Origin of the sequence: Guyparkeria hydrothermalis (assembly GCF_023555385.1) — a bacterium.
Classification (GTDB): Bacteria; Pseudomonadota; Gammaproteobacteria; order Halothiobacillales; family Halothiobacillaceae; genus Guyparkeria; species Guyparkeria hydrothermalis_A.
In genome coordinates, this window is the sequence record NZ_JAJSED010000001.1 from 1,405,690 (window position 1) to 1,429,420 (window position 23,731).

The window sequence follows — 23,731 nt, forward strand, 5'->3', positions numbered from 1 at the left end:
CTTACTCGGCGGCGGCCGTCGCCTGCTTCTTGCTCTGGCGAACCAGGGAAGCAACGCGCTCGCTGGTCTGAGCACCGCGTTCCTGCCAGAAGGCAACGCGATCCAGGTCCAGGCGCAGGCGCTCTTCCTGACCACGGGCTACCGGGTTGAAGAACCCGATGCGCTCGACGTACGAGCCGGCATCACGCGCATTGCGCTTGTCGGTAACGACGACGTGGTAGAAGGGCTTCTTTTTGGCACCAGTACGAGCCAGACGAATCTTGACCATAACGCTTAACGATTCCTGTTGGAGTAGTGACTGCCAGACTGCGTCGACGACGACGCCGGCCAGCCAGTTGACCGATCTCGCAGCCTCGGCAATTCACCGAGGGAAATTCAAGTGGCGCGATTTTACGGATTTTTTCGCAGAAATAAAGACCTGCAACCCACCGATTTTCCGGCGGGCAGGTCAAAAGCGGGACTCGGCGAACGCTCAGGCGTCGTACGGGTCCCGCAGAACGATGGTTTCCTCACGGTCCGGACCGGTGGAAATCAGGTCCACCGGCACGCCGGTCAATTCCTCGATCCGGCGGATGTAATCGCGAGCGGCCTGCGGCAGCCCGTCGACTTCCTTGATGCCGACCGTGGTGTCCTGCCAGCCCGGCATGGTCTCGTAGATCGGCTCGCAGCGCGAGTAGGTGTCCGCGGAGAACGGCGCGCTCTCGATGCGCTGCCCTTCGATCTCGTAGCCGATGCAGATCCGCACCTCTTCCATGCCGTCGAGCACGTCGAGCTTGGTCAGACACAGGCCGGAGAGGCTGTTGATCTGCACCGCGCGACGCAGGGCGACAGCATCGAACCAGCCACAGCGACGCGCCCGGCCCGTGGTCGAACCGAACTCGTGGCCGCGCTTGGCCAGCCGCTCGCCGACCTCGTCCTCGAGCTCGGTCGGGAACGGCCCGCCACCGACACGCGTGGTGTAGGCCTTGGTGATGCCGAGGACGTAATCGAGCTCCAGCGGGCCCACGCCGCTGCCGGTCGAGGCGCCGCCGGCAGTGGTGTTCGAGGAAGTCACGTACGGGTAGGTGCCGTGATCAATATCCAGCAGCGTGCCTTGCGCGCCCTCGAACATCAGATTGCGGCCTTGCGAGCGCATCTGGGCAAGCGTGCCCGGCACGTCACCGACCATCGGCGCGAGGATCTCGGCCTGGGCCAGCAGGCGATCGAGCGTCTGCTGGAAGTCGATCGGCTCGGCGCCGAAGTACTGGCGCAGCACGAAGTTGTGATAATCGAGCACCTCGCCAAGCTTCGCGGCCAGCCGCTCGCGGTGGAAGATGTCCTCGAGGCGAATGCCGCGCCGGGCGACCTTGTCCTCGTAGGCCGGCCCAATACCGCGGCCGGTGGTGCCGATCTTCTGCTCGCCGCGGGCATGCTCGCGCGCCTTATCCAGAGCGACGTGATGCGGCAGGATCAACGGGCAGGCCTCGGAGAGCATCAGGCGATCGGAGGCCGGCACGCCACGGGACTCGAGCTGCTCGATCTCCTCGATCAGCGCGTCGGGGGCGAGCACGACGCCATTGCCGATCAGGCACTTGACGCCTTCACGCAGAATCCCCGAGGGGATCAGGTGCAGCACGGTCTTCTCGCCGTCGATCACCAGGGTATGGCCGGCATTGTGCCCGCCCTGGAAGCGCACGACCGCGCCGACGTTTTCCGTCAGCAGGTCGACGACCTTGCCCTTGCCCTCGTCGCCCCACTGGGACCCGAGGACGACCACACTCTTACCCATGGTCCAATTCACCCGTTAGCTGCCAAGTTTGTTTCTGTCCTTCGTCGACGGCGACCAGTTGCGGCGCGCCGTCGGGAATCGATTTGGTCGTGATCACACGATAGCCCTGCTCGCGCAGTTCGGCGACGGCCCGATCGAGGGCCTCGTCGTTCAACCGCGCCGGTGCGTAGACCGTCTGACGGGACGACTCCTCGTCGCCACCCTCACCGAGCAGATCGCGCAGGTCGAGCGAGAAGCCCAGTGCCGGACGCGAACGGCCGAACACCTGGCCAATGTCGTTGTAACGACCACCACGGGCAATCTCGCGCCCCATACGCGGCGAGTAGGCCGCGTAGACCAGCCCGGTCTGGTAGTGATAGCCGTGCAGTTCGGAGAGGTCCACCAACACCTCGCCGGCCATGCGTGCCTGGATGGCCTCGGCGACGGTGGCCAGGCGTTCCAGTGCCGCCTGACCGTCGGCATCGAGCACGTCCGACAGCCGTCCCTTCGCCTCGTCGAGGATCTTCTGCCAGGGGCCGTGCAGGTCGCAGAGCGACTCGATGGCGCGGGCAATCGACGGATCCAACGACCAGCCGGCGAGCGTCTCGCGGATTTCGGGGACGGCCTTGCGCGACAGCGCGTCGCGCAGCTGGTCTTCCCGGGCCTCGTCCAGATTGGCCGCCCGCACCAGCGCCCGGAAGACACCGACGTGTCCCAGGTCGAGGGTCAGCTGCCGGCAGCCGCCCACCGCAAGCGCCTCGGTCATCAGCGAGATCACTTCCACGTCCGCCTCGGGCCCGTCACAGCCGAACAGTTCGGCCCCGACCTGCATCGGCGCACGAGAGCCACCGAGGCCGTCGGTCTTGGCGCGAATGACCGTGCCGATGTAGCACAGGCGACGCTCGTCGACGGCCGGCAGACTGTGTGCGTCCATCCGGGCGACCTGCGGGGTCATATCCGCCCGCACGCCCAGCTGACGGCCGGACAGGCCGTCGGTGACCTTGAGGGTATCGAGGTCGAGATCCTCGCCCGTACCGACCAGCAGGGTGTCGATGAACTCGACCATCGGCGGCACCACGAGCTCGTAGCCCCAGCGATCGAAGGTCTCGAGCATACGGGTGCGGACGCGCTCAATACGGCGTGCCTGTGCCGGCAGGACCTCGTCGATGCCGGCCGGCAGAATCCAGGGGGACTGATTGCTCATGCTGTTGCTGGTTACGAGTGGTTCGTGGGCAGATGCGCCGCAGCCGACCGGAATCGGCCGTCACGGCACGGGCAAAACCCGCGTATTGTAAACGCGGCGCACAAAAAACCCCAGCCCGGGCTGGGGTTCCTGCAATGGCCGGAGACGGGAACTAGCCCCAGACCCACAACGCCAGGCCGAGCAACAGCACGGCCAACGCGATGCCTCGCATCCGCGAGTCCGGGGTCAGGGCGAGCTGAGCGACCGCCTGCCGATAGGCCCGCGGGCTGATGAACGGCAGCAGCGCCTCGATGATCAGCACCAGGCCGAACACCCGCAGCAGGTCGTCCATCATCCCGGCGAAACCTTATTTCGCCGGCAGCGCGCCGCCTTCCGACTCGCCCTCGCCGTTCGGCGACCGGAAGTAGCGGAAGAACGGGCTGGCCGGATTCAGGATGAAGGTGTCGTTGCCGTTGGCGAACACCTGGTCGTACGCCTGGATGCTGCGGTAGAAGGAGAAGAACTCCTCGTCCTGACCGTAGCTCTCGGCATAGGTCTCGGCCGCCTTGGCATCGCCCTCGCCTCGGATCTGGTCGGCCTCGCGCTCGGCCTCGGACAGGATGACCACACGCTGGCGATCGGCATCCGAGGTAATGCGCTTGGCCTGCTCCTCACCGCGCGAACGGATCGCCTTGGCCACCGTGGAACGCTCCTTCTCCATCCGCGAGTAGACCGACTCGCGCACTTCCTGCGGCAGTTCGATCCGCATGATGCGCACGTCAACGATCGCCAGACCCAGGCCCTCGATGTCCTGGTTGGTGGTCTCGATCACGTTGCGCATGAACAGGTCACGATCCCCGGAGACCACCTCGGCGATGGTCCGGCTGGAGATCTGGCTCTTCATGCTGTCCTTGACGATCTGGTTGAGCCGGCTCTCGGCCACGCCTTCCTGACCGCCGGTCGCCCGGTAGAAGTTCGCCGGATCGGTGATGCGCCACTTGATGTAGTAGTCGACGATCAGGTTCTTCTTCTCGCTGGTCAGGAACCGCTCGGGCGGCGTGGACAGCGAGAGGATGCGCGTGTCGAACAGGCGCACCGAGTTGACGAACGGCAGCTTGAAGTGGAGGCCCGGGTCGAAGTCGGTCTCGACGATCTCACCGAGACGGAACTTCACGCCCTCCTGGTATTCGGCCACCTGGAAGGTCGCGGTCGCGTACAGGAACACGACCACGACGATCAGCGGCAGCAGCAGACGTGTCACCCAGTTCATTCGGACCCCCTCGTGCGCAGACCGGAGCGGTTGTTGTTGGAGGACGAGCTCGACGAGTCGCTACCGAAGGTCTGTCCGGTCGTCAGCGACGGCACGGCGAGCGGCGCCGTGTTACGGCTGTCCGTCTCCTGGACGACGCTACCCTTCACGCCGGCCGGCAGATTGAGAATGTTGTTGGCATTCTCCGGATCGACAATGATCTTGTTGCCCTTGGCGTAGATGTCGCCGAGCGTCTCGATGTACATCCGCTCGCGGATGATCGACGGCGCGATGCGGTAGGACTCCAGCAGCGCGTCGAAGCGGGCTGCCTCACCCTGGGCCTTGTTCATCACGCGCGCCTTGTAGCCTTTCGCCTGCTCGAGGATCTGGGCAGCGTCACCACGGGCACGCGGCACCACCTGGTTGGCGTAGGCCAGCGCCTCGTTGATGTAGCGCTGCTCGTCCTCGCGGGCCCGGATGGCATCCTCGAAGGCCGGCTGCACCGGCTCGGGCGGCTGGACGTCCTGCAGGTTGACCGAGCGGACGTTCAGGCCGGTCTGGTAGGAATCGAGCAGTTCCTGCATGCGGGTGCGCACCGCGTCGACGATCTCGACACGGCCGTCGGTGAGGACGTAGTCCATGCGGCTCGAACCGATCACCTCACGGGTCGCGCTCTGCATGACGTCCTGCAGCGTGCCGTTGGGATCACGCACGTTGAACAGGAACGACACCGGATCGAGCACAGTGAACTGGCTCGCCAGATCGACCTCGACGATGTTCTCGTCGTTGGTCAGCACCGACATGCTCAGCTCGCGGTCGCGGTACTGGTCGACGTTGACCGTGACCACGTCCGAGATCGGATACGGCGGGTGCCAGTGCGGCCCGGGGCCGGCAGTGCTGGTGTACTTACCGAAGGTCAGCACGATGCCGCGCTGGCCTTCATCGACGATGTAGATGCCCGAGATCAGCCAGCCGATCAGCACGATCCCGATGATGGCAAGGATCCCCTTGGATCCGCCGGCATTGCCCATGCCGCCGCCACCGCTACCGCCGAAGCGATCTTTCAGGCGCCCGAGGGCATCGTCGATGTTGGGCGGTTTGCCCCGGCCGCGAGGGTTTGACCAGGGATCCTTACCGCCACCCGGCTCATTCCAGGCCATGGGCTTCTCCAATGATTGCCGCCGGGGAGCCCGGCGGGAATGGGTATTCGATACATCCTGCCCTGTCCGCGCCGACAAGCGGGCGCGCAAGGCAGCGCCAAAGTGTAGTGCTCGCCGGCAGGCGAGGCAACCGCGTGCACCGGCCGGTCAGTGTCGCTCGTCGCGTTCGGCCAGCACCTGCTCGAAGGGTTCGGGCTCGGCCTGCGGTGGTGCGTCAAGCACCATGTCCGCCAGCCCAGGCTCCTTCTTCAGCATCTGCCCCCAGCGGGCGACGGGCAGGCCGATCTCGAGGTGCCAGCCGCTCTCGTCGACCTCTTCGCTGATCACGCCGCCCTCGCCCTGCAGCATCGCGTACAGCCGGCCATCGGCCATGGGGATGAACAGCCGACGGTTGACGGTGCTCGGCTCGAGCCGCTCGCCGAGCGCCTCGCGCAACTCGTCCAGCCCAAGGCTCTCCTTGGCCGACACCCAGACGCGGGTCGGCGCATCGGTCGCGTCGCGATCGATCCGCACGGCACCATCGTCGAGGCGGTCGATCTTGTTCATCACGGTCAGCATCGGCAGCTTGCCCGCGCCGATTTCCTCGAGCACCGCTTCGACATCCTCGATCTGCCGGTCGCGCTCGGGAGAGGCGGCGTCGACAACGTGCAGCAGCAGGTCGGCCTCCAGCGTTTCCTCGAGGGTCGAGCGAAACGCCGAGACCAGTTCGTGCGGCAGGTGGCGGATGAAGCCGACCGTATCGGCAAAGACCACCGTCAACTGCGGCGTCATCTCGACGCGACGCAGGGTGGTGTCCAGGGTGGCGAACAGCTGGTTGGCCGCAAAGGACTCGGCCACGGTGAGCGCGTTGAACAGTGTCGACTTGCCGGCGTTGGTGTAACCGACGAGCGCCACCGTCGGGACATCGGACTGCTGACGCCCCTTGCGCCCCTCGGCACGCTGCCGACGGACGCGCGCGATGCGCTCCTTGAGCTGCTTGATGCGACCGCCGAGTAGGCGGCGGTCCATCTCCAGCTGGGTTTCACCCGGGCCGCGCAGACCGATCGAGCCGCCGCGCTGGCGCTCGAGGTGGGTCCAGCCGCGCACCAGCCGGGTGGAAAGGTGATTCAGTTGGGCGAGCTCCACTTGAAGCTTGCCCTCGTGGGAGCGTGCCCGCTGGGCGAAGATATCGAGGATCAGGCCGGTGCGATCGAGCACCCGGCATTTGACCAGCGCTTCGAGGTTGCGCTCCTGGGACGGCGATAGCTGAGCGTTGACGATCACCAGCTCGGCCTCGTGAGCGGCGACCATCTCCGCGAGCTCCTCGGCCTTGCCCTTGCCGATGAACAGGCGCGGGTCCGGCGTCTGCCGGTTGACCGTGCTCTCGGCGAGAACCTCGGCTCCGGCCGAATGAGCCAGCTCACGAAATTCGGAAAGATCCTCGTTGGAATCCACCGCCCGCTGCTCGACGTGCAGCAGCACGGCCCGTTCACCGCCCTTGTGGCGCTCGAAGAACTCCATCGGGGTTATTCGTCACCCCCGTTGTCACGCCCCTTCGGCTCCGGGTCGATGTTGACCGGCCGGGTCGGCACGATGGTGCTGATGGCGTGCTTGTAGACCAGCTGGCTGACGTTGTTCTTCAGCAGCACGACGAAGTTGTCGAACGAGTCGATCTGACCTTGGAGTTTGATACCATTGCGAAGATATATGGACACAGGAATGTGCTCACGACGCAACGTGTTGAGAAACGGTTCTTGTAGTGACTGGCTTTTGGCCATGATTCTTCCTCTTGTGATTCTTCCGACCGATACCGTCGGCCGGTGGGCCGTTCTCGGCGGCCTTTCGACAACCGGCAATCCTCGCCTTGCGGCACGGACGCCTGGCTCAGCCCCTAGAAGTGGGGGCACGCCCGACATTTTCAATCCCGCACCGCCAGCGAGCCTAGTGTAGCGCCCCGACTCGGCCATGCACGCCGGCCCGTCAAGATTGGCACAGGTCGACAAAATTCAGTATCCGCTCCTCGGCGGCGACGGTCGCCTCGGCATCCATCGCCTGCCACTCGCTCGCGCCTCGCAGCCAGGTGCGCTGGCGCTTGGCCAGCTGGCGCGTGGCGGTGATCGCGCGCTCGCGCATCGTCGCCCGATCGGTCTCGCCGGCCAGATAGGCCCAGGCCTGCCGATAACCGACCGCGCGCACGGACGGCATGCCGGCATGCAGATCGCCTCGCTGGTAGAGCGCCTCGACTTCGTCGAGAAAACCCGCGGCCAGCATCGCGTCGAATCGTTCGGCGACTGCCTGACGGGTGTGGGCGGTGCTGCGCGGCCACAGGGCGATCGGCAGCGTTTGCTCGTCGGCCAGTGGCGAGACCGGCGGATGACGGCGCTGCCACTCGGTCAGGCTCTGCCCGGTGGCCCGATGGACCTCGAGCGCCCGGCCGATACGCTGCGGATCGGTGGCATGAATGCGGGCGGCGGCCTCGGGGTCGACCTCGGCGAGCTGCGCGTGTATCGCCGGCCAGCCCACCCGCTCGGCCTCCTCGCGAACAGCCTCGCGGACCGCGGGTTCGGTCGGCGGCAGACGCGACAAGCCGCGCAGCAATGCCTGAAAGTACATCATGGTCCCACCGACGAGCAGAGGCACCCGGCCGGCTGCCCGCGCCGCGGCGATGGCATGGAGCGCATCGCGTGTGAACCGCTCGACGCTGTAGGCCTCGGCCGGGTCGCAGATATCGACCAATTCGTGCGGGTAGCGAGTCAGCAGGTCGGGCGACGGCTTGGCCGAGCCGATGTCCATGCCGCGATAGATCATCACCGAGTCGACCGAGATGATCGACACCGGCAAGCGATCGGCCAGTCGCATGGCAAGCGCGGTCTTGCCCGAAGCCGTCGGGCCGGCGATGGCGACGATGGGCGGGGAACGGTCGATCGACGCCACCCTCACTGCCCCCGCATGAACCAGCGGTCGAGCTCGTCGATCGACAGCGTCCGCCAGGTGGGTCTGCCGTGGTTGCACTGGTCCGAACGCTCGGTGCGCTCCATGTCGCGCAGCAGCGCGTTCATCTCGGCGACCGTCAGGCGGCGGTTGGCGCGCACCGAGCCGTGACAGGCCATGGTCGAGAGAATCTCGTCGATGCGTTCGTCGACGATGGCCCGTGGCACAGTGTCCTCCGCCATCGGTACCCGCCGCAGTTCGGCAAGCATCTCGCGCACCAGGGTTTCGATATCCGCCTCGCGCAGCATGGCCGGCACCTCTCGCACCCGGACCCGTTCCGGACCGATCCGGTCGATCATCACGCCGGCCGCACTGAACGCCTCCTGCCAGTTTTCGAACGCCTCGGCCTCCGACGGCGACACGGCCAGATCGACCGGCAGCAACAGCGGCGCGCCGGACAGGCCCCGCTCTCGATAGGTGCTCTTGAGACGCTCGTAGGTGACCCGCTCGGCGGCCGCGTGGGCGTCGACAATCACCAGCCCGTCACGGTTGCGCGCCAGTATGTAGATCTCGCCCAGATGTTCGACCGCGTAGCCCAGCGGCGGGATTTCCTCGTCCGCCGGCAACGGCTCGGCGACACCCAGGCCCGACGGGACGCCCTGCGGCTGCTGACCGTGGGCGAGCAGCGACAGGTAGCCCTGCGAGCCCCGGCCCGTCGTCGCACCGCCCGCCGGGGAACCGAATGCCGGCCGGGCCGCCGACATCTCGCCACCCGGCACGCTCGTCGAGGGCGCGTGCGGGACCGATTCGACAGCGGCCGACGCACCGCCCGGGGCTGCCAGTGCCCGGTGCACCGTCTGGAACAGGAAGTCGTGCACGCTGCGGGCGTCGCGAAAGCGCACCTCCGCCTTGGTCGGGTGGACATTGACGTCCACCGCCGCCGGGTCGAGCGTGAGCGAGAGCACGTAGGCAGGATGTCGACCGTGGTGCAGCACATCGCTGTAGGCGCGACGCACCGCGTGGGCGATCAGGCGATCGCGCACCACCCGGCCATTGACGAAGAACAACTGCTGGTCGGTCGAGGCACGCGCGTATTGCGGGCTGGCCACCCAGCCGGTCAGCGCGAAGCCGGAAGCGGCCGAGTCGATCTCGCGGGCCTGGTCGAGAAAGGCGCGTCCGAGGACCTTGGCAATGCGCGCCTCGATGGCATCGGCATCCGCCGCCGGCAGGTCGAGCACGCCCTTGTCGTTGTTGATCAGGCGAAAGGCCACCGAGGGGTTGGCCAGCGCGAGCTTGCGCAACAACTGGTCGACGTGACCGAACTCGGTGCGTTCAGTGCGCAGGAACTTGCGCCGGGCAGGCACGTTGAAGAAGAGATCGCGCACATCGACCAGCGTGCCGGGCTTCGCCGGCGTTGGCCGAGGCTCGTCAATCACCCCGGGGGTCAGCTCCCAGCCGTGGTCGATGTCGGCCGTACGCGACACCAGCCGCAGACGGGAGATGGACTGGATGCTCGCGAGCGCTTCGCCGCGGAAACCGAAGCTGGCAACCGCCTCTAGGTCGTCGAGGTCGCGAATCTTGGAGGTGGCATGCGGCGCGATCGCCAGCGGCATTTCCTCGGGCGTCATACCGTGGCCATTGTCGCGAACGGACAGCTGCTTGACCCCGCCGCCGGCGACCTGGACGTCGATCCGGTCGGCGCCGGCATCCAGGGCGTTCTCCACCAGCTCCTTGATGACGCTGGCCGGCCGCTCCACCACCTCGCCGGCGGCGATCTGGTTGACCAGGGATTGGGGCAACTGGCGGATTTCGGGCATGGGACTCCCAAGGGCTCTGCACGAAGCGAAACCCTCATTGTCCCCCGCCCGGTGGCGCGGTGACAAGCGCGACGTCGGCCCTCGGCCGACGCCGTCAGAGCATGGCGTAACGGGTGCCCTGCGGCGCGTGTGCCGTGTAGTAGCTGTTCACACCCTCGAGGATCGATTCGGCGATCTTGCGCTGATACCAGGAACTGCGCAGACGCTTTTCCTCGTGCGGATTACTGATGAAGGCGCTCTCGACGAGAATCGAGGGAATGTCCGGCGACTTGAGCACCGCAAAACCGGCCTGCTGCACGGTTTCCTTGTGCAGCTCCGCGACGCTGTCGATGTGCTGCAGCACGCGATCACCAAAATCGAGACTGGATTCCAGTGTCTTGGTCTGTGCCAGGTCGAGCAGCACCGAGGCGACGTCCTTGTCGTGAGCCGCCAGCGACGCCCCACCGACGAAATCCGCACTGTTCTCCTTGGCCGCCAGCCAGCGGGCCGCCTCTGAGCTTGCGCCGTTCTGGCTCAGGCAATAGACGGATGCTCCCTTGGCCGAGGAGAGGCGGAAGGCATCCGCGTGCACCGAAATGAACAGGTCCGCCTCGTGCTTGCGGGCGATCTCGGTGCGCCCGCGCAAGGGAATGTAGCGGTCGTCGTCGCGCGTCATCACCGGCGTGAGGCCCGGCGTGGCGGCGATCAGGTCGCGCAGTTGCAGACCGATGTTGAGGACGACGTCCTTCTCGCGGGTGCCGCGACGGCCAATCGCGCCCGGATCCTTGCCGCCATGACCGGGATCGATCGCGACCACCAGGTCGCGGAATGCGCCGGAACCGGATTGCGCCGCGGATTCCTGCTGCGGCACATCGGGACGCTCGGCAATTACGGTCTCCTCGCCACCGCCATGCGGCAGGTCGACCACGAGCCGATAATCACCGCCGTCGGTCGGCGGCAAAATGATGATCTGGGGACGGGCCCGCTTCTTGAGGTCGAATACCAGACGCAGGTCGTGACCGTTGCGCACGCCGGCCCGCAGCCCCTTGACCACCGGCGAGTCCGGCGCCGACGGCAGCGAGGCACCGGTCAGATGCGCGGAACGCACGTCGATCACGGCACGCGCGGGATTGTCGAGCAGCAGGGTGTCGAAATCGACCGGCGAGGAGATCGCGAATACATAGCGGGTGAAACGCTCGTGGCGCCCGGCCTGGACGCGCGAGACCGCCACCGACCTCGCCGCGAACGCCGAACCGGCGAACGGCAGGCCGAAGGCGGCTACCCCGCTTCCGATCGCGGAACGCAGAAAACGTCGACGCTCGGCGTCCAGCAAGGCGAGCGCTTCACGGGCAGATTGGGTTGAGTTGTTCATGTTCCACCTCTGGCAACACAGCCCCAAGATCGTGTTTCATCACACGGCCCTTACAGTGTGCGCCAAAAGGGAATTTTTTCAACAAATGCAAGAGGATAGCGGGCATTCCTAAACCCGATACACGATCCCGATTCACCAAATGTGGCGCCAACGCATCAAGAAAAGCACTAGATGATGTGGTTTGCGTGACGTTGAAAAAACACCACACTCGGGACGGCAAGCCGACTCAGATGTCGCCTAGCCGCGCCATCCAGGCCTCGCCGCGCGGCGTTTTGGCCTGCAGGACGACATCGCGACAGGTCGGCTGGGTACTCTCCCCGGCCAGCGAGAGCTCGAGATCGGCGACCAGTTCGCCCTGCGCCTGCCCAAGCCATTCGATCAGCAGCAGGGCCTCGTCGAGCTCGTCGCGCAGGCCGAGGTAGTCGAGCTCCTCGGGGTCGGCCAGGCGATAGAGATCAAGGTGCAATACCCGTGCGGGGCCGCCGGTCGGCGCATCGACGTCGTAGGGCTCGATCAGCGTGTAGGTGGGGCTGCGAATGGTGCCCGTGACACCCAGCGAGCGCAGGAAGGCCCGCGCGAAGGTCGACTTGCCCGCGCCCAGCTCCCCGCGCAGCGACAGGATGCCGGCAGGTGGCGCCAGGGAAGCCAGGCGGGCAGCCAGATCCTCGACGGCCGCCTGCTCCAGGGCCTGGGCCTCGCGGCGATTCTCAGCCGTCGCCATCGCCACCCTCGTCCGAGGTCGATTGAAGGATGCGCCAGCCGCCGGCCGCAGCCGATCGGCCGTTGACGACGGCACGAATCGAATCGCCCAGCTCGCCGGCTGCCATGCCCCATTCGCCATGACGTTCGGCCTCGATTTCGCCAGCCTCGGCGTGCACGCAGACCGCCGCTTCCATCGCCGTGAATCGCGCCATGCCCATGCCGACGAAGGCGCCCAGCACGCCGGCCAGCACGTCGCCGCTGCCGGCGGTCGCCAGAGCGGCCGTACCGCGCTGGCATACGGCCAGACGCTCGCCGCCGGTCAGCACGGTACCGGCGCCCTTGAGCACTACCGCGCAACCGAATCGCTCCGACAGCGCGCGCGCAGAGCGCAGGCGGTCGGCATTGATGTCGGTCGCGCCACACTCGAGCATTGCAGCCGCCTCGCCCGGATGCGGTGTGACAATCGCCTCGCGTCCCTCGAGCGACTGCGGTCCCAGCAGTCGCAGGGCATCGGCATCGACGACCAGCGGCAACGGGCAGTCCCGCAGCGCCCGCCAGGCCTCAACAGCCCAGCGATCGCGTCCCAGCCCCGGCCCGACAACCACGGCCGTGGCCTCACCCGCCAGCCGCAGCAGGTCGCGGGCATTCTCGATGCCGTGGACAATCAGTTCGGGACGGCCGATATTGAGGGTTGCCGCATGCGCGGGGTGAGTGGCGACGATGACCTTGCCAGCCCCCACCCGCAATGCACCCTCGGCCGCGAGCCGTGCCGCGCCGGGCATGCCGCGATTGCCCGCGACGATCAGCACCGTGCCGAAGCTCCCCTTGTGCCCGTCACGTGGGCGCGCTGCCAGACGCAGACCACCCGGCAGCAATGGCACGCCCCCTGCCCGCTCACTCACCGGGTGGCCCAGTTCGGCCAGCACGCGCTCGCCACAGGCGGCCAGTGCCGGCCCAGTGGTCAACCCGCGCTTGATGCCGAGGAAGGTCACGGTGACATCCGCGGTCAGTGTCAACGGGTCGAGCGCACCGGTATCGGCATTCACGCCGGACGGCAGGTCCACCGCCAGCACGCCCGGGCATTGCCGCAGGCCGTCGAGTTCGTCTCCGACCCGCTCGAGAAACTCGGCCGCATCGCCGGCGATCGGCCGCGACAGGCCGACGCCGAACAGAGCATCGACCACCACTTCGGCCCGCTCGAACGCGCTGGCCACAGCCTCGGGGGCCACTGCAACCTCGATCGCCGGCAAGGCCTCCCGCAGTGCGGCCCAGGCATGCGCGGCGCTGCCGTGAAATTCGGGCTGCTGCCAGCCCAGCAAACTCACATCGAGACCGGCCTGATGTGCCAGGCGGGCGATCACCAGCCCGTCACCGCCGTTCTGCCCCGGGCCGATAAGCACCGCCAGCCGCCCGGCCTCGGGCCAGCGACGGCGCAGCTCAAGGAAGGCCGCCTCGCCGGCACGCTCCATCAGCCCGTAGGCATCCACCCCGCCGGCGAAGAGCTCGCGTTCGTGGGCCTGGACCGCCTCGACCGACCAGGCCCGCATCAGGCCGGGCGCGACCGGCGTTCGGATCAGCTGTGGCGCGCGGGCCGGCATCGCTTTAGCCCAGGATGTCCGGGCGTGGCAGGAAACCGAGCGCGTCGAAGGCGCGCTGCAGCGTCGGGCGGGCACGGGCCGCGGCGCGCTCGGCGCCCTGGGCGAGGATCGCATCGAGGCCCGCCTCGTCGGCGCGGATCTCGCGATAGCGCGCCACGATCGGCTCGAGGTGGGCGATGACCGCCTCGCCGGTTTCGACCTTGAGCTTGCCGTAGCCCTCTCCCGACAGGCGGCTCTCGATCGACTCGATCGACTCGTCGCCGAAGATCGACAGCAGGGTCAGCAGGTTGGAGACGCCCGGCTTGTTCTCCGGGTCGAAGCGGATGTCCATGTCCGAGTCGGTCACCGCCTTCTTGAACTTCTTGAGGATCTTCTTCGGCTCGTCGAGCAGCGCGACGTAGCTCGCCTCGCTGGGATCGGACTTCGACATCTTGGCGGTCGGGTCCTGCAGCGACATCACGCGCGCGCCCGCCTTGGGGATGAACGGCTCGGGCACCGTGAAGATGTCGCCGTAGAGCTTGTTGAAGCGCATGGCGAGATCACGGGTCAGCTCGAGGTGCTGCTTCTGGTCGGCGCCGACCGGCACGTGGGTGGCCTGGTAGAGCAGGATGTCGGCGGCCATGAGCACGGGGTAGTCGAACAGGCCGGCGTTGATGTTGGCCTGGTGGCGCTGCGACTTGTCCTTGAACTGGGTCATGCGCTCGAGCTCGCCCATGTAGGTGTAGCAGTTGAGCACCCACCCGAGCTCGGCATGCGCCGGGACGTGCGACTGGACGAACAGCGTGCTCTTGTCCGGGTCGAGTCCGCAGGCGAGGTAAAGCGCGAGGAAGTCGTAGCAGCGCGAGCGGAACTCGGCCGGGTCCTGGCGCACGGTGATCGCGTGCAGGTCAACCAGCATGAACAGCGCATCGTGCGTGTCCTGCATGTTGACCCAGTTGCGGATCGCGCCGACGTAGTGGCTGATCAGCAGTTGCCCCGAAGGCTGGATGCCGGAGAGCACCACCGGCGGCTTGTCGTTCTTGGACATAAGGTGATTTCTTGTAAGGGGTGATTGCGACGTATTCGGCGCCGACCGGGACGCATCCTTCACCCGGCCGGACAAGGCGGCTCATCATAGCAAAGGCTGCGTGCCGGTCGTCAGGGCCGGTTCCTGCTATAGAAAGAGGAACCGCGACCGAACGCCAACCGCTGGACCTCCGCCGATGAAAGCGATTCTTTTCGACATGGACGGCGTGCTCTACGTCGGCGACCGGCCGATCGAAGGTGCCACGGAGACCCTCGGCTGGTGCCGCCGCGAGGGCATCCCGTTCCGCTTCGTCACCAACACCACCTCCAAACCACGCGATGCGCTGGTCGACAAGCTCGCCGCGATGGGCATCGAGGCGACCATCGACGAGATCCTCACCCCGCCAGTAGCCGCCCGGCAGTGGTTGTCGACCAACGACGGCGAACCAGTCGCCCTGTTCGTACCCGAAGCCACCGCCATCGAATTCGGCCGGCTGGCTGAAGCCCACTCGGTCGACGAACCCATCGGCGCCCTGGTCATGGGCGATCTCGGCGAGGGCTGGGACTTCGCCACCTACAACCGGGCCTTCCGCTGGCTGCAGGCCAACCCCGAAGCAACGCTCGTGGCACTGGGCATGACGCGCTTCTGGCAAGCCGAGGACGGCCCCAGGCTGGACGTCGGCCCGTTCGTGCGCGGGCTGGAGTACGCGCTGGGTCGCGAGGCCGTCGTGCTGGGCAAGCCCAGCGCGGCCTTCTTTCATACCGCGCTGGAAGCACTGGGCGTGGGTGCGGCGGAGACGGTCATGATCGGCGACGACATTGCCGGCGATATCCGCGGCGCCCAGCGGGCCGGACTGACGGGGCTGCAGGTACGCACCGGCAAGTTCCACCCCGACGACCTGGAGCGGGGCATCACGCCCGACGACGTGCTCGAGAGTATCGCCGAGCTGCCGAGATGGTGGCAGCGACGCGACGGATCGAGCTGACGACAAGCGCAGGTAAAGCGCGACCGCCTCAGCCGGACCGGGGTGACGCGAGGACGACCACCTCGAAAAAGTTCACCCCGCCACCGCCGCGCGACGCACCGCATCGATGCATGCTCGGGGCTCCTGGCAATGGATGGCCTGCAACCCTTCACCCCGGGCCCGCCTCACGTGCCCCTCGCTGTCGTCGACGAACAGCGCCTCGGCGGCGCGGCAACCCAGTTCGCCGATCACGTCACGAAAGATGCTGGGATCGCGCTTGCCCTTGCCGAGGTAGTAGCTGTTGAACACGCGATCGAAGTGACGGTAGATACCGTCGCGCTGATCGAGCTCGTCCAGCCAGTGGGTCTGATCGGAGAGGATGGCGACGGTCAGCCCGGCCGAGCGCAGCTCGTCGACCAGGGCGATCATCTCGGGGCGCAGCACGAAACTGCGCATCACCTCGGCACGAAAGGCCTCGAAACGCTCCGGAAAGGGCATCTTTTCCTGCAATACCTGCCAGAAGGCCGCCTCCCCGCCCGTCCCGAGCACGAAACCCGAGTCGTAGACCGCATCCATCGCCTGCCGGACAAGCGCCTCCGGGTCGAGGCCATGCCGCTGCGCGGCAGCCACCAGAGCGCGACGAAAGCCTTCCTCGGCGATCACCCCACCGAAATCAAACAAGACGCATCGCACGTCACTCTTCTCCATGGCTCTCCTCGACCTCCCCTTCGGACCTCATGGCGCGGGGTCCACCCGATGGCCAAATATCCAGGACTTAGCATCGGCCTGCTCGCATTCCGCCGCCGGACCAGAGCCCGAAACTCCGGTGCCGCCCCCGCCCGTCCATGGCCGATCGCCGATCGCGCGAGCCTTGATGCCATCCACACGGGCGGTGCTTGCCAAGCCGGCAAGGTTCTTTTATCCTACGCGACCTTTGAATTGACCCGCCCGCGTGCCGGCCGCCTGACAGGCACCGTATTCTCGGTACGCGCGCAAACAAGACGAGTCGCTCAGGAGACAATCATGGCCCGAGTTTGCCAAGTAACCGGGAAGCGCCCGGCGGTCGGTAACAACGTATCGCACGCGAACAACAAGACCCGGCGTCGGTTTCTGCCCAACCTGCACAAGAAGCGGTTCTGGGTAGAGAGCGAGCAGCGGTTTGTCAGCCTGCGTGTTTCCAGCCACGGCCTGCGCACGATCGACAAGGTCGGCATCGACACGGTCATCGCCGAGATGCGTGCGCGCGGCGAGAAGGTCTGAACACCGCTCACCATAACGTCTAACAGGTAATACGATATGCGCGACAAGATCCGACTGGTATCCAGCGCCGGCACCGGCCACTTCTACACCACCGACAAGAACAAGCGGAACATGCCGGAAAAGATGCAGATCAAGAAGTACGATCCGGTAGTACGCAAGCACGTCATCTACAAGGAAGCCAAGATCAAGTAAGACGTGCCTCGGCCGCTGCGGCGGCCGCCGTCTTGTCCTGATCGGCACCTGGACCCCGCGAGGAATTTTCCCGCGGGGTTTCTTCGTGGCGACAACCCGACCGAGCGGACCATGCCCGAACTTCCCGAAGTCGAAACCACCCGCCGCGGCCTCGAGCCCCATCTCGCCGGCCGGCACATCGAGGCGGTGACCGTGCGCGATCCGCGCCTGCGCTGGCCGGTGCGCGAGGATCTGCCCGAGTTTCTCGCCGGCCGCCTGATCAAGTCGGTCGCGCGGCGCGCCAAGTACCTGCTGCTCCTGCTGGACCGTGGCGACCGGGTGCTGATCCATCTGGGCATGTCCGGCAGCCTGCGTCTCGACGACCCGGCCAGCCCATTTCGCAAGCACGACCACGTCGAGTGGCTGCTCGACAGCGGGCAGGCACTGCGCCTGCACGATCCGCGTCGCTTTGGCGCCGTGCTCACCGATCGGGTCGACACACCCCACGTGCGGCTGGCCGCGCTCGGCCCCGAGCCGCTCGACCCGGCCTTCGACGGCGACTATCTCGCCGAACGCCTCGCCGGGCGACGGGTGGCGATCAAGCAGGCCGTCATGAACGCGGCCATCGTGGTGGGCGTGGGCAACATCTACGCCTCCGAGGCGCTGTTCATCGCCGGCATCCACCCGCAGCGCCCGGCCGGCAGCCTCGATCACGAGGAATGCGCCGCGCTCGCCGCTGCCATCCGCCAGGTACTTGAGGCGGCCATCGCCCAGGGCGGCACCACCCTGCGCGACTTCCTCTCGCCCTCGGGTGACCCGGGTTACTTCCGCCAGACGCTCAATGTCTACGAGCGGACCGGAGAACCCTGCCGGCGTTGCGGCACACCCGTCGAACGCCTCGTGATCGGCCAGCGCTCGACCTGGTTCTGCCCGAACTGCCAGCCGAAGGACGGCTAACCTCCCGCTCAGTCCGGCTCGATCGCCAGCAGTTCACGCATGATCGCGTCCACTTCCGGCGTATCCCAGATGATGCCGGCGTTGACCGAGTAGTGGATGCGCCCGTCCGGGGCGACCATGAAGGAGGTCGGGAACGCGAAGGCCCCGTAGCGCTCCGCGACCTCGCCATCGACATCGGTGGAAACGGGGAACGAGATATCGAAGTCCTGCATGAAGTCCCGGACATGCTCCGGGGACTCCTTGAAGTCGATGGCATAGATGCGCAGCCGATCGGGGTAGCGCTGCGCCAGGCGCTCCATCGACGGGATTTCCTCGACGCAGGCCGGGCACCAGGTGGCCCAGAAGTTGACGATCTGCACCCCGTCGAAGTCCGGGTCGAGGCGCTGGGTGCGCCCCTGCAGGTCGGTCAGCTCGAAGTCGGGGGCGGGCTCGGGCTCGACGCGCGTCAGGCCCACCTGCTTTTCCAGCGGCTCGGCCCGCCCGCCGTCCAGCTCGGCCGCTTGGGCCGGATGCCGGGCGCCGGCCAGCAGGGGAATCGACTCGCGTATCTGCCGCGGCAATGCCCGCACCGCCGCGGCGTCGTCAGGGCTTTTCAAGACTTCGGCGACCGTGTCGAGCGATTCGGTGCGCGCCGCCTCCATCTCGATGAAGTAGTAGTCCTTGGTCTCGGGAATCACGCGTACGAAGGCGTCACTGCCACCATCGAGGAGGCGTTGCCACAGCCGGTCGACGCGATTCATGTACACGCCCCGCTCCGGCTGGAAGACCATGACCGGCAGGTTGGTGGCATCCACGATGCCGAAGAACTCCGGCTCCTCACCGGCCACGGGCGTGCCGCGATAGAGATTCGGGAACAGCAACACGGCACCGGCCAGCGCCGACGTGTCGCTCACGCCCTGCTGCCAGGCCCGCATGCCGCGCAGGATCGGCACGGCCATGCGGTCGCTGCCGACGATGGCGATATCGCGCTCACCGCCGAAGCGCTTCACCGCCTCGCCGATCAGCGCGGCGACGGCCGTCCCGTCGCGCTCGCGCACCACCGTGTCGGAACGGGTCAGGAACAGCGAGTCGAGCAGGTCCACCATCCAGACCGTCGCCCCCTGCCGCACCAGGGCGTGGGCGATACTGGTCGGACCGGGCATGTCGCCGTACTGGTTGACCATCCACAGCACCAGCGGCCCGTCCGTCGCCGCGCCGTCCGCGGGCGCGATGACTTGCACCTCGAGCCGATCACCGCCCTCGCCCACCGGAACGGCAATGTCCGCCGCCTGGGCAGTCGGGCCGACGAGAGGGAGCAGCAGGGCGGCCAGCAGCCCCTGCCATGCCCTCCGCCTCGTGGCCTTGCGGCTCGGATTCGGGTCATTTTCCGGATACATCGCGTCACGCCTCGCGCTTTCGTACAATACCCACCCGTTCGAGCCGGCATGGCCGGACGGGAAATTCCTTAGCATGCTAGCAGTTGAGCACCCAATGACACACTCGGCCCCCGCCGTCTTCGAGACGCAGATCGACGACCTGGAACTGATCCATCGCGGCAAGGTGCGCGATCTCTACCGCATCGACGACGAGCGGATGCTGATCGTCACCACCGACCGGGTCTCGGCCTTCGACGTGATCCTGCCGACGCCGATCCCCGACAAGGGCCGGGTCCTGACCGAGATCTCGCGCTTCTGGTTCGAGAAAAGCCGCGACCTGGTTCCCAATCACCTCTGCGAGAACCAGGATCTCAGCAGCATCGTGACCGACGCGGGCCAGCGCGCCCAGCTCGAGGGCCGTAGCGTGATCGTACGCAACCTCAAGGCGCTGCCGATCGAGGCGGTGGTCCGCGGCTACCTGATCGGCTCGGGCTACAAGGATTACCAGGCCAGCGGCGCGGTCTGCGGCATCACCCTGCCCGCCGGGCTGCAACTGGCCGACCAGCTGCCCGAGGCGATCTACACGCCGGCGACCAAGGCCGATGTCGGTGATCACGACGAGAACATCGACTTCGCCGAGACCGAACAACTGGTCGGCCCGGAAATGGCTGCCCAGGTGCGCGACACCGCCATGCGCCTGTACCGCATGGCCGCCGACTACGCGGCCGAGCGCGGCATCATCATCGCCGACACCAAGTTCGAGTTCGGCCTCGACGAAAATGGCACGCTGCACCTGATCGACGAGGCCCTGACGCCGGACTCCTCGCGCTTCTGGCCGGCCGACGAATACCGCCCGGGCATCAGCCCGCCGTCGTTCGACAAGCAGTTCATCCGCGACTGGCTGGAGACACTCGACTGGGACAAGACCGCCCCCGGGCCGGCCATCCCCGACGAGATCGTCGCCCAGACCCGCGAGCGCTACCTGACCGCCTACCGCCGGCTGACCGGCGAGGACCTGCCCGGCATCGCATGAGCACACCGACTCGCGATCCGCGCGGCTGGGTGGTGCTGGCCACCGACACCGGCGTCGGCAAGACCGTGGTCTCCTGCGCGCTGGCCCGGCTCCTGCGCGAGCACAGCCTCGACGCCCGGGTGCGAAAGCCGGTGGAGACCGGCTGCGAGGTCCGGGACGGCGAGCGCCTGCCCGCCGACGGCACCGCCCTGCACGAGGCCGGCGGTGGGCGCGAACCGCTGGCGACCGTCTGCCCGATCCGCTACCTCACGCCGGTCGCCGCCCCCGAGGCGGCGCGGCGCGAAGGCGAGACGCTGGAATTCGGACGCGACCTTGTCCCGATTCTCGACCAGTCGCTCAGTGATCTGGCCGACGACGAGCGCGTGATCATCGAGAGCGCCGGCGGCCTGCTCTCACCGCTGGCCGAGGATGCCCTCAACACCCGTCTGGCCGAACACACCGGCCTGCCGGCCCTGCTGGTCACCCCGGATCAGCTCGGCACCCTGTCGAGCACACTATCGGCGGTCGAATCCCTCCAGCATCGCGGCATTCGCGTGGCGGCGATCATCCTCAACCGCCGTCCGGAGGACCCGGACGATGCCGACACGCCGGACAATCTCAGCTCGCTCGCCGAGTGGCTGCCGCGATTGGTAGCGCACCCACCTCCTGTCCTGCGGTTCGACAACGACGTGCAGCGCCTCGCCCCCCTGCTCGGCCAGACCGACTGAGCTCAGCGATACCCCAAACGAGAAAGGCCGCGCCCAACGGCGCGGCCTTCTGCTTTCGCACTGCCACAGGCGTCCCGCCGCCTAGCGGACCACCAGCAGCGGCACCTTGGCCTTCATGATCATCTTGGTGGTGGTGCTGCCCAGCACCAGATAGCGGATCGGGCTGTGGCCGTAGGCGCCCATGGCCAGGAGATCGATGCCCTTCTCGTCGATGTAGCCAGAGACCGCGCGGTCGACCTTGCCCTGACGGATGGCCACCTGCGTGTCGAAACCCGCCTTCTGCAGGCGCGTGTTGGCCACTTGGAGCTTGTCCCAGTTGCCCTGCTTCTCCTCGCCGACCATCAGGATATGCACGGGCAGGCCCTGCAGCAGCGGGGTGCGCGCGGCCATCTCGACCAGCTTGTAGGCCGTCGGGCTGCCGTCGTAGGCAATCAGGAAGCTCTCGGGGCGCTGGAACTCGAGCGGCGTGACCAGCGTCGGCTTGTGGATCATCGACAGGATGCCGGCCAGATGGCTGCCGACATGCATGGCCACGGCATCGCCTTCCTTGCCCTGCTTGCCGAGCACCAGCATCTGCATGCTCTTCTCGAGATCGAGGATCACCTGGGTGATGTCGCCGTTGCGCAGCAGTTCGTCGGGGGAGGAAAAGCCGCGGTCACGGGCGCGTGACATGACGTCGGCGAGCAGCGCCCGCCCACGCTCGCGCTCCAGGCGGCCGCGCTTTTCCTCCAGCTCGACCATCTCCTCGAGGAGTTTCTCGCGCCCGCCCAAGGTCATGTTGCCGGACAGGTCGGTCTTGCTCGGGGCGTGCGGGTTGCTGATCGCATGCAGGAAGGTCAGTGGGGCGGACAGCGCGTCGGCAGCCCAGACGGCGTAGTCGGTGACCGCCTCGGAGGAGCGCGAACCGTCGACGCAGGCCAGTACCGGTTCCTTTTTATCGGTCATGTTCTCGATTCCCATGTCATTGGCCCATCAGCGTGGCGGCGTCCGCCTTATCGTGGACCCCGTGCTTGTCGACGATCGTCGCGGTGGCCTGGTTCATGCCGACCACCTCGACCTCGATGCCCTCACGACGGAAGTCGACCACGACCTTGTCCAGCGCCCGCACGGCGGTGATGTCCCAGAAGTGGGCGCGCGTCAGATTGATGGTTACCTTATCGACGTCGTCCTTGAAATCAAACGTGTCGAGGAACTTCTCGCTGGAGGCAAAGAATACCTGACCGACCACGGCATAGATGCGGTGGCGCGGGTCGTTCGGATCCTCGGAGAGAGTCGACGAGACGTGCATGTACTGGCCGACCTTGTTGGCGAAGAACATCGCCGCCAGCAACACGCCGGTGAGCACGCCATAGGCGAGGTTATGGGTGGCAATCGTCACGATCACCGTCATCACCATCACGACGTTGGTGCTAACCGGCAGCTTCTTCAGATCACGGATCGAGCCCCAGCTGAAGGTACCGATCGACACCATGATCATCACTGCCACCAGCGCCGCCATCGGAATGAGCGTCAGCACCGGGGCAAGGAACACCACCAGGATCAGCAGGAACACGCCCGCCACCAGCGAGGACAGCCGCGTCCGGCCACCGGATTTGATGTTGATCACCGACTGACCAATCATCGCGCAGCCGGCCATGCCGCCCATCGACCCGGAGACGATGTTGGCAATGCCCTGACCCTTGCACTCGCGCGCCTTGTTCGTCCGCATGTCGGTCAGGCCGTCGATGACGTTCTGGGTCATCAGCGACTCGAGCAGGCCGACCACGGCGATCGCCACCGAATACGGCAGGATGATCATCAGCGTCTCGAGGTTGAGCGGGATGTCCGGCAGGAAGAACACCGGCAGGGTGTCCGGCATCTCGCCCATGTCGCCGACGGTGCGCACATCGAGGTTCATGAACCAGGCGACCAGCGTCAGCACCACGATGGTCACCAGCGGCGACGGAACCACGTTGGTGAGCTTCGGCAGGCCGTAGATGATCGCGAGACCCGCCGCGGTGAGCGCGTAGACGTGCCAGGTGACATTGGTGAGTTCCGGCAACTGCGCCATGAAGATCAGGATCGCCAGCGCGTTGACGAACCCTGTCATTACCGAATTCGAGATGAATCGCATCAACCGGTCGAGGCGCACGTAACCGGCGGCGATCTGCAATACGCCGGCCAGTATCGAGGCGGCCAGCAGGTACTCCAGGCCGTGATCCTTGACCAGCGTGATCATCAGCAGTGCCGTCGAGGCGGTCGCCGCGGAGATCATGCCCGGCCGACCGCCGGTGAAGGCGATGACCACCGCGATGGCGAACGACGCATACAGGCCGACCTTGGGATCGACACCGGCGATGATCGAGAAGGCGATCGCCTCCGGAATCAGTGCCAGGGCCACCACCAGCCCGGAGAGCACATCCCCGCGCATGTTGGAAAACCATTCCTGCTTGATTCGATACCAGTTCATCGTGACTCTCTGTCGGGAGTTGCTTATGGGCAGGGCGCAAGGTGATGGCGTCATGCGCCGTCTCCCCGGAACGCCCGGACGAACACGCCCCGAGCCCGCGCCGCGGCGCGCT

Annotated in this window: 24 protein-coding genes; 6 read left to right on the forward strand and 18 right to left on the reverse strand. The window is 66.7% G+C overall.

The annotated features are described in order from the left end of the window. Position 1: 1 nt before the first annotated feature. The 14 genes from rpsP to trpS form a co-directional block, all read right to left on the reverse strand. On the reverse strand, positions 2–268 hold the full coding sequence (gene rpsP / locus LV476_RS06440) for a 30S ribosomal protein S16 (RefSeq protein WP_250074548.1): 267 nt from the start codon (positions 266–268) through the stop codon (positions 2–4). 204 nt (positions 269–472) lie between these two features. Next, positions 473–1,768 carry an adenylosuccinate synthase gene (locus LV476_RS06445; protein WP_250074551.1) on the reverse strand — a complete coding sequence of 432 codons (1,296 nt, stop codon included), beginning with the start codon at positions 1,766–1,768 and terminating at the stop codon, positions 473–475. Beyond that, a complete protein-coding gene (locus tag LV476_RS06450; RefSeq protein ID WP_250074553.1) occupies positions 1,761–2,951 on the reverse strand; it encodes an ATP phosphoribosyltransferase regulatory subunit in 1,191 nt (396 codons plus the stop codon). Before LV476_RS06450 ends, LV476_RS06445 begins: the two co-directional genes overlap by 8 nt. A 151-nt stretch (positions 2,952–3,102) precedes the next feature. Further along, a complete protein-coding gene (locus LV476_RS06455) occupies positions 3,103–3,285 on the reverse strand; it encodes a DUF2065 domain-containing protein (protein WP_250074555.1) in 183 nt (60 codons plus the stop codon). Positions 3,286–3,297: 12 nt separating this feature from the next. Then, a complete protein-coding gene (hflC, locus tag LV476_RS06460) occupies positions 3,298–4,200 on the reverse strand; it encodes a protease modulator HflC (RefSeq protein WP_250074557.1) in 903 nt (300 codons plus the stop codon). Beyond that, the gene (hflK, locus tag LV476_RS06465; RefSeq protein WP_250074559.1) at positions 4,197–5,339 is read right to left on the reverse strand and encodes an FtsH protease activity modulator HflK; all 1,143 of its coding nucleotides are present in this window, start codon (positions 5,337–5,339) and stop codon (positions 4,197–4,199) included. Before hflK ends, hflC begins: the two co-directional genes overlap by 4 nt. Positions 5,340–5,486: 147 nt before the next feature. Continuing rightward, a complete protein-coding gene (gene hflX, locus LV476_RS06470; protein ID WP_250074561.1) occupies positions 5,487–6,839 on the reverse strand; it encodes a ribosome rescue GTPase HflX in 1,353 nt (450 codons plus the stop codon). 5 nt (positions 6,840–6,844) lie between these two features. Continuing rightward, positions 6,845–7,096: an RNA chaperone Hfq gene (hfq, locus tag LV476_RS06475; RefSeq protein WP_250074563.1), complete on the reverse strand. Its 252-nt coding sequence runs from the start codon at positions 7,094–7,096 to the stop codon at positions 6,845–6,847. Between the two features lie 202 nt (positions 7,097–7,298). Then, complete coding sequence (gene miaA, locus LV476_RS06480; RefSeq protein WP_349666001.1) at positions 7,299–8,252, reverse strand: tRNA (adenosine(37)-N6)-dimethylallyltransferase MiaA; 954 nt, start codon at positions 8,250–8,252, stop codon at positions 7,299–7,301. 2 nt (positions 8,253–8,254) lie between these two features. Beyond that, positions 8,255–10,066: a DNA mismatch repair endonuclease MutL gene (mutL, locus tag LV476_RS06485; protein ID WP_250074566.1), complete on the reverse strand. Its 1,812-nt coding sequence runs from the start codon at positions 10,064–10,066 to the stop codon at positions 8,255–8,257. Positions 10,067–10,160: 94 nt separating this feature from the next. Then, the gene (locus LV476_RS06490) at positions 10,161–11,417 is read right to left on the reverse strand and encodes an N-acetylmuramoyl-L-alanine amidase (RefSeq protein ID WP_250074568.1); all 1,257 of its coding nucleotides are present in this window, start codon (positions 11,415–11,417) and stop codon (positions 10,161–10,163) included. Between the two features lie 226 nt (positions 11,418–11,643). Beyond that, complete coding sequence (gene tsaE / locus LV476_RS06495; RefSeq protein WP_250074570.1) at positions 11,644–12,138, reverse strand: tRNA (adenosine(37)-N6)-threonylcarbamoyltransferase complex ATPase subunit type 1 TsaE; 495 nt, start codon at positions 12,136–12,138, stop codon at positions 11,644–11,646. After that, a complete protein-coding gene (locus LV476_RS06500; protein ID WP_250074572.1) occupies positions 12,125–13,717 on the reverse strand; it encodes an NAD(P)H-hydrate dehydratase in 1,593 nt (530 codons plus the stop codon). The genes tsaE and LV476_RS06500 overlap by 14 nt, the downstream gene beginning before the upstream one ends. A 4-nt stretch (positions 13,718–13,721) precedes the next feature. Next, complete coding sequence (trpS, locus tag LV476_RS06505; protein WP_250074573.1) at positions 13,722–14,744, reverse strand: tryptophan--tRNA ligase; 1,023 nt, start codon at positions 14,742–14,744, stop codon at positions 13,722–13,724. Between the two features lie 175 nt (positions 14,745–14,919). Between trpS and LV476_RS06510 the strand changes: the two genes are divergently transcribed. Beyond that, complete coding sequence (locus LV476_RS06510) at positions 14,920–15,708, forward strand: TIGR01458 family HAD-type hydrolase (protein ID WP_250074575.1); 789 nt, start codon at positions 14,920–14,922, stop codon at positions 15,706–15,708. 72 nt (positions 15,709–15,780) lie between these two features. On the opposite strand, the gene LV476_RS06515 is transcribed toward LV476_RS06510, so the two are convergent. Then, positions 15,781–16,395, reverse strand: a complete 615-nt coding sequence (locus tag LV476_RS06515) for an HAD family hydrolase (RefSeq protein ID WP_250074577.1) — start codon at positions 16,393–16,395, stop codon at positions 15,781–15,783. Between the two features lie 315 nt (positions 16,396–16,710). Here LV476_RS06515 and rpmB point away from each other — a divergent pair, with 315 nt between their 5' ends. From rpmB to mutM, 3 genes are all read left to right on the forward strand, one after another. Then, positions 16,711–16,947, forward strand: a complete 237-nt coding sequence (rpmB, locus tag LV476_RS06520; protein WP_058574603.1) for a 50S ribosomal protein L28 — start codon at positions 16,711–16,713, stop codon at positions 16,945–16,947. Between the two features lie 36 nt (positions 16,948–16,983). Next, the gene (gene rpmG, locus LV476_RS06525) at positions 16,984–17,139 is read left to right on the forward strand and encodes a 50S ribosomal protein L33 (RefSeq protein WP_058574604.1); all 156 of its coding nucleotides are present in this window, start codon (positions 16,984–16,986) and stop codon (positions 17,137–17,139) included. A 111-nt stretch (positions 17,140–17,250) separates the two neighbouring features. After that, positions 17,251–18,075, forward strand: coding sequence for a bifunctional DNA-formamidopyrimidine glycosylase/DNA-(apurinic or apyrimidinic site) lyase (mutM, locus tag LV476_RS06530; RefSeq protein ID WP_250074579.1), 825 nt, complete (start codon positions 17,251–17,253; stop codon positions 18,073–18,075). 8 nt (positions 18,076–18,083) lie between these two features. Here the strand turns inward: mutM and LV476_RS06535 are convergent, their stop codons facing one another. Beyond that, entirely contained in the window at positions 18,084–19,451 is a 1,368-nt protein-coding gene (locus LV476_RS06535) for a TlpA family protein disulfide reductase (protein ID WP_250074581.1), read from the reverse strand. Positions 19,452–19,545: 94 nt separating this feature from the next. Between LV476_RS06535 and LV476_RS06540 the strand changes: the two genes are divergently transcribed. Both LV476_RS06540 and bioD read left to right on the forward strand, forming a co-directional pair. Further along, positions 19,546–20,463 carry a phosphoribosylaminoimidazolesuccinocarboxamide synthase gene (locus tag LV476_RS06540; protein WP_250074582.1) on the forward strand — a complete coding sequence of 306 codons (918 nt, stop codon included), beginning with the start codon at positions 19,546–19,548 and terminating at the stop codon, positions 20,461–20,463. Beyond that, a complete protein-coding gene (bioD, locus tag LV476_RS06545) occupies positions 20,460–21,170 on the forward strand; it encodes a dethiobiotin synthase (protein WP_250074585.1) in 711 nt (236 codons plus the stop codon). The genes LV476_RS06540 and bioD overlap by 4 nt, the downstream gene beginning before the upstream one ends. An 81-nt stretch (positions 21,171–21,251) precedes the next feature. Here the strand turns inward: bioD and LV476_RS06550 are convergent, their stop codons facing one another. Together LV476_RS06550 and LV476_RS06555 are read right to left on the reverse strand one after the other, a co-directional pair. Continuing rightward, the gene (locus LV476_RS06550; RefSeq protein ID WP_250074587.1) at positions 21,252–22,115 is read right to left on the reverse strand and encodes a universal stress protein; all 864 of its coding nucleotides are present in this window, start codon (positions 22,113–22,115) and stop codon (positions 21,252–21,254) included. 16 nt (positions 22,116–22,131) lie between these two features. Further along, positions 22,132–23,619: a SulP family inorganic anion transporter gene (locus LV476_RS06555; protein ID WP_250074589.1), complete on the reverse strand. Its 1,488-nt coding sequence runs from the start codon at positions 23,617–23,619 to the stop codon at positions 22,132–22,134. Between the last annotated feature and the right edge of the window lie 112 nt (positions 23,620–23,731).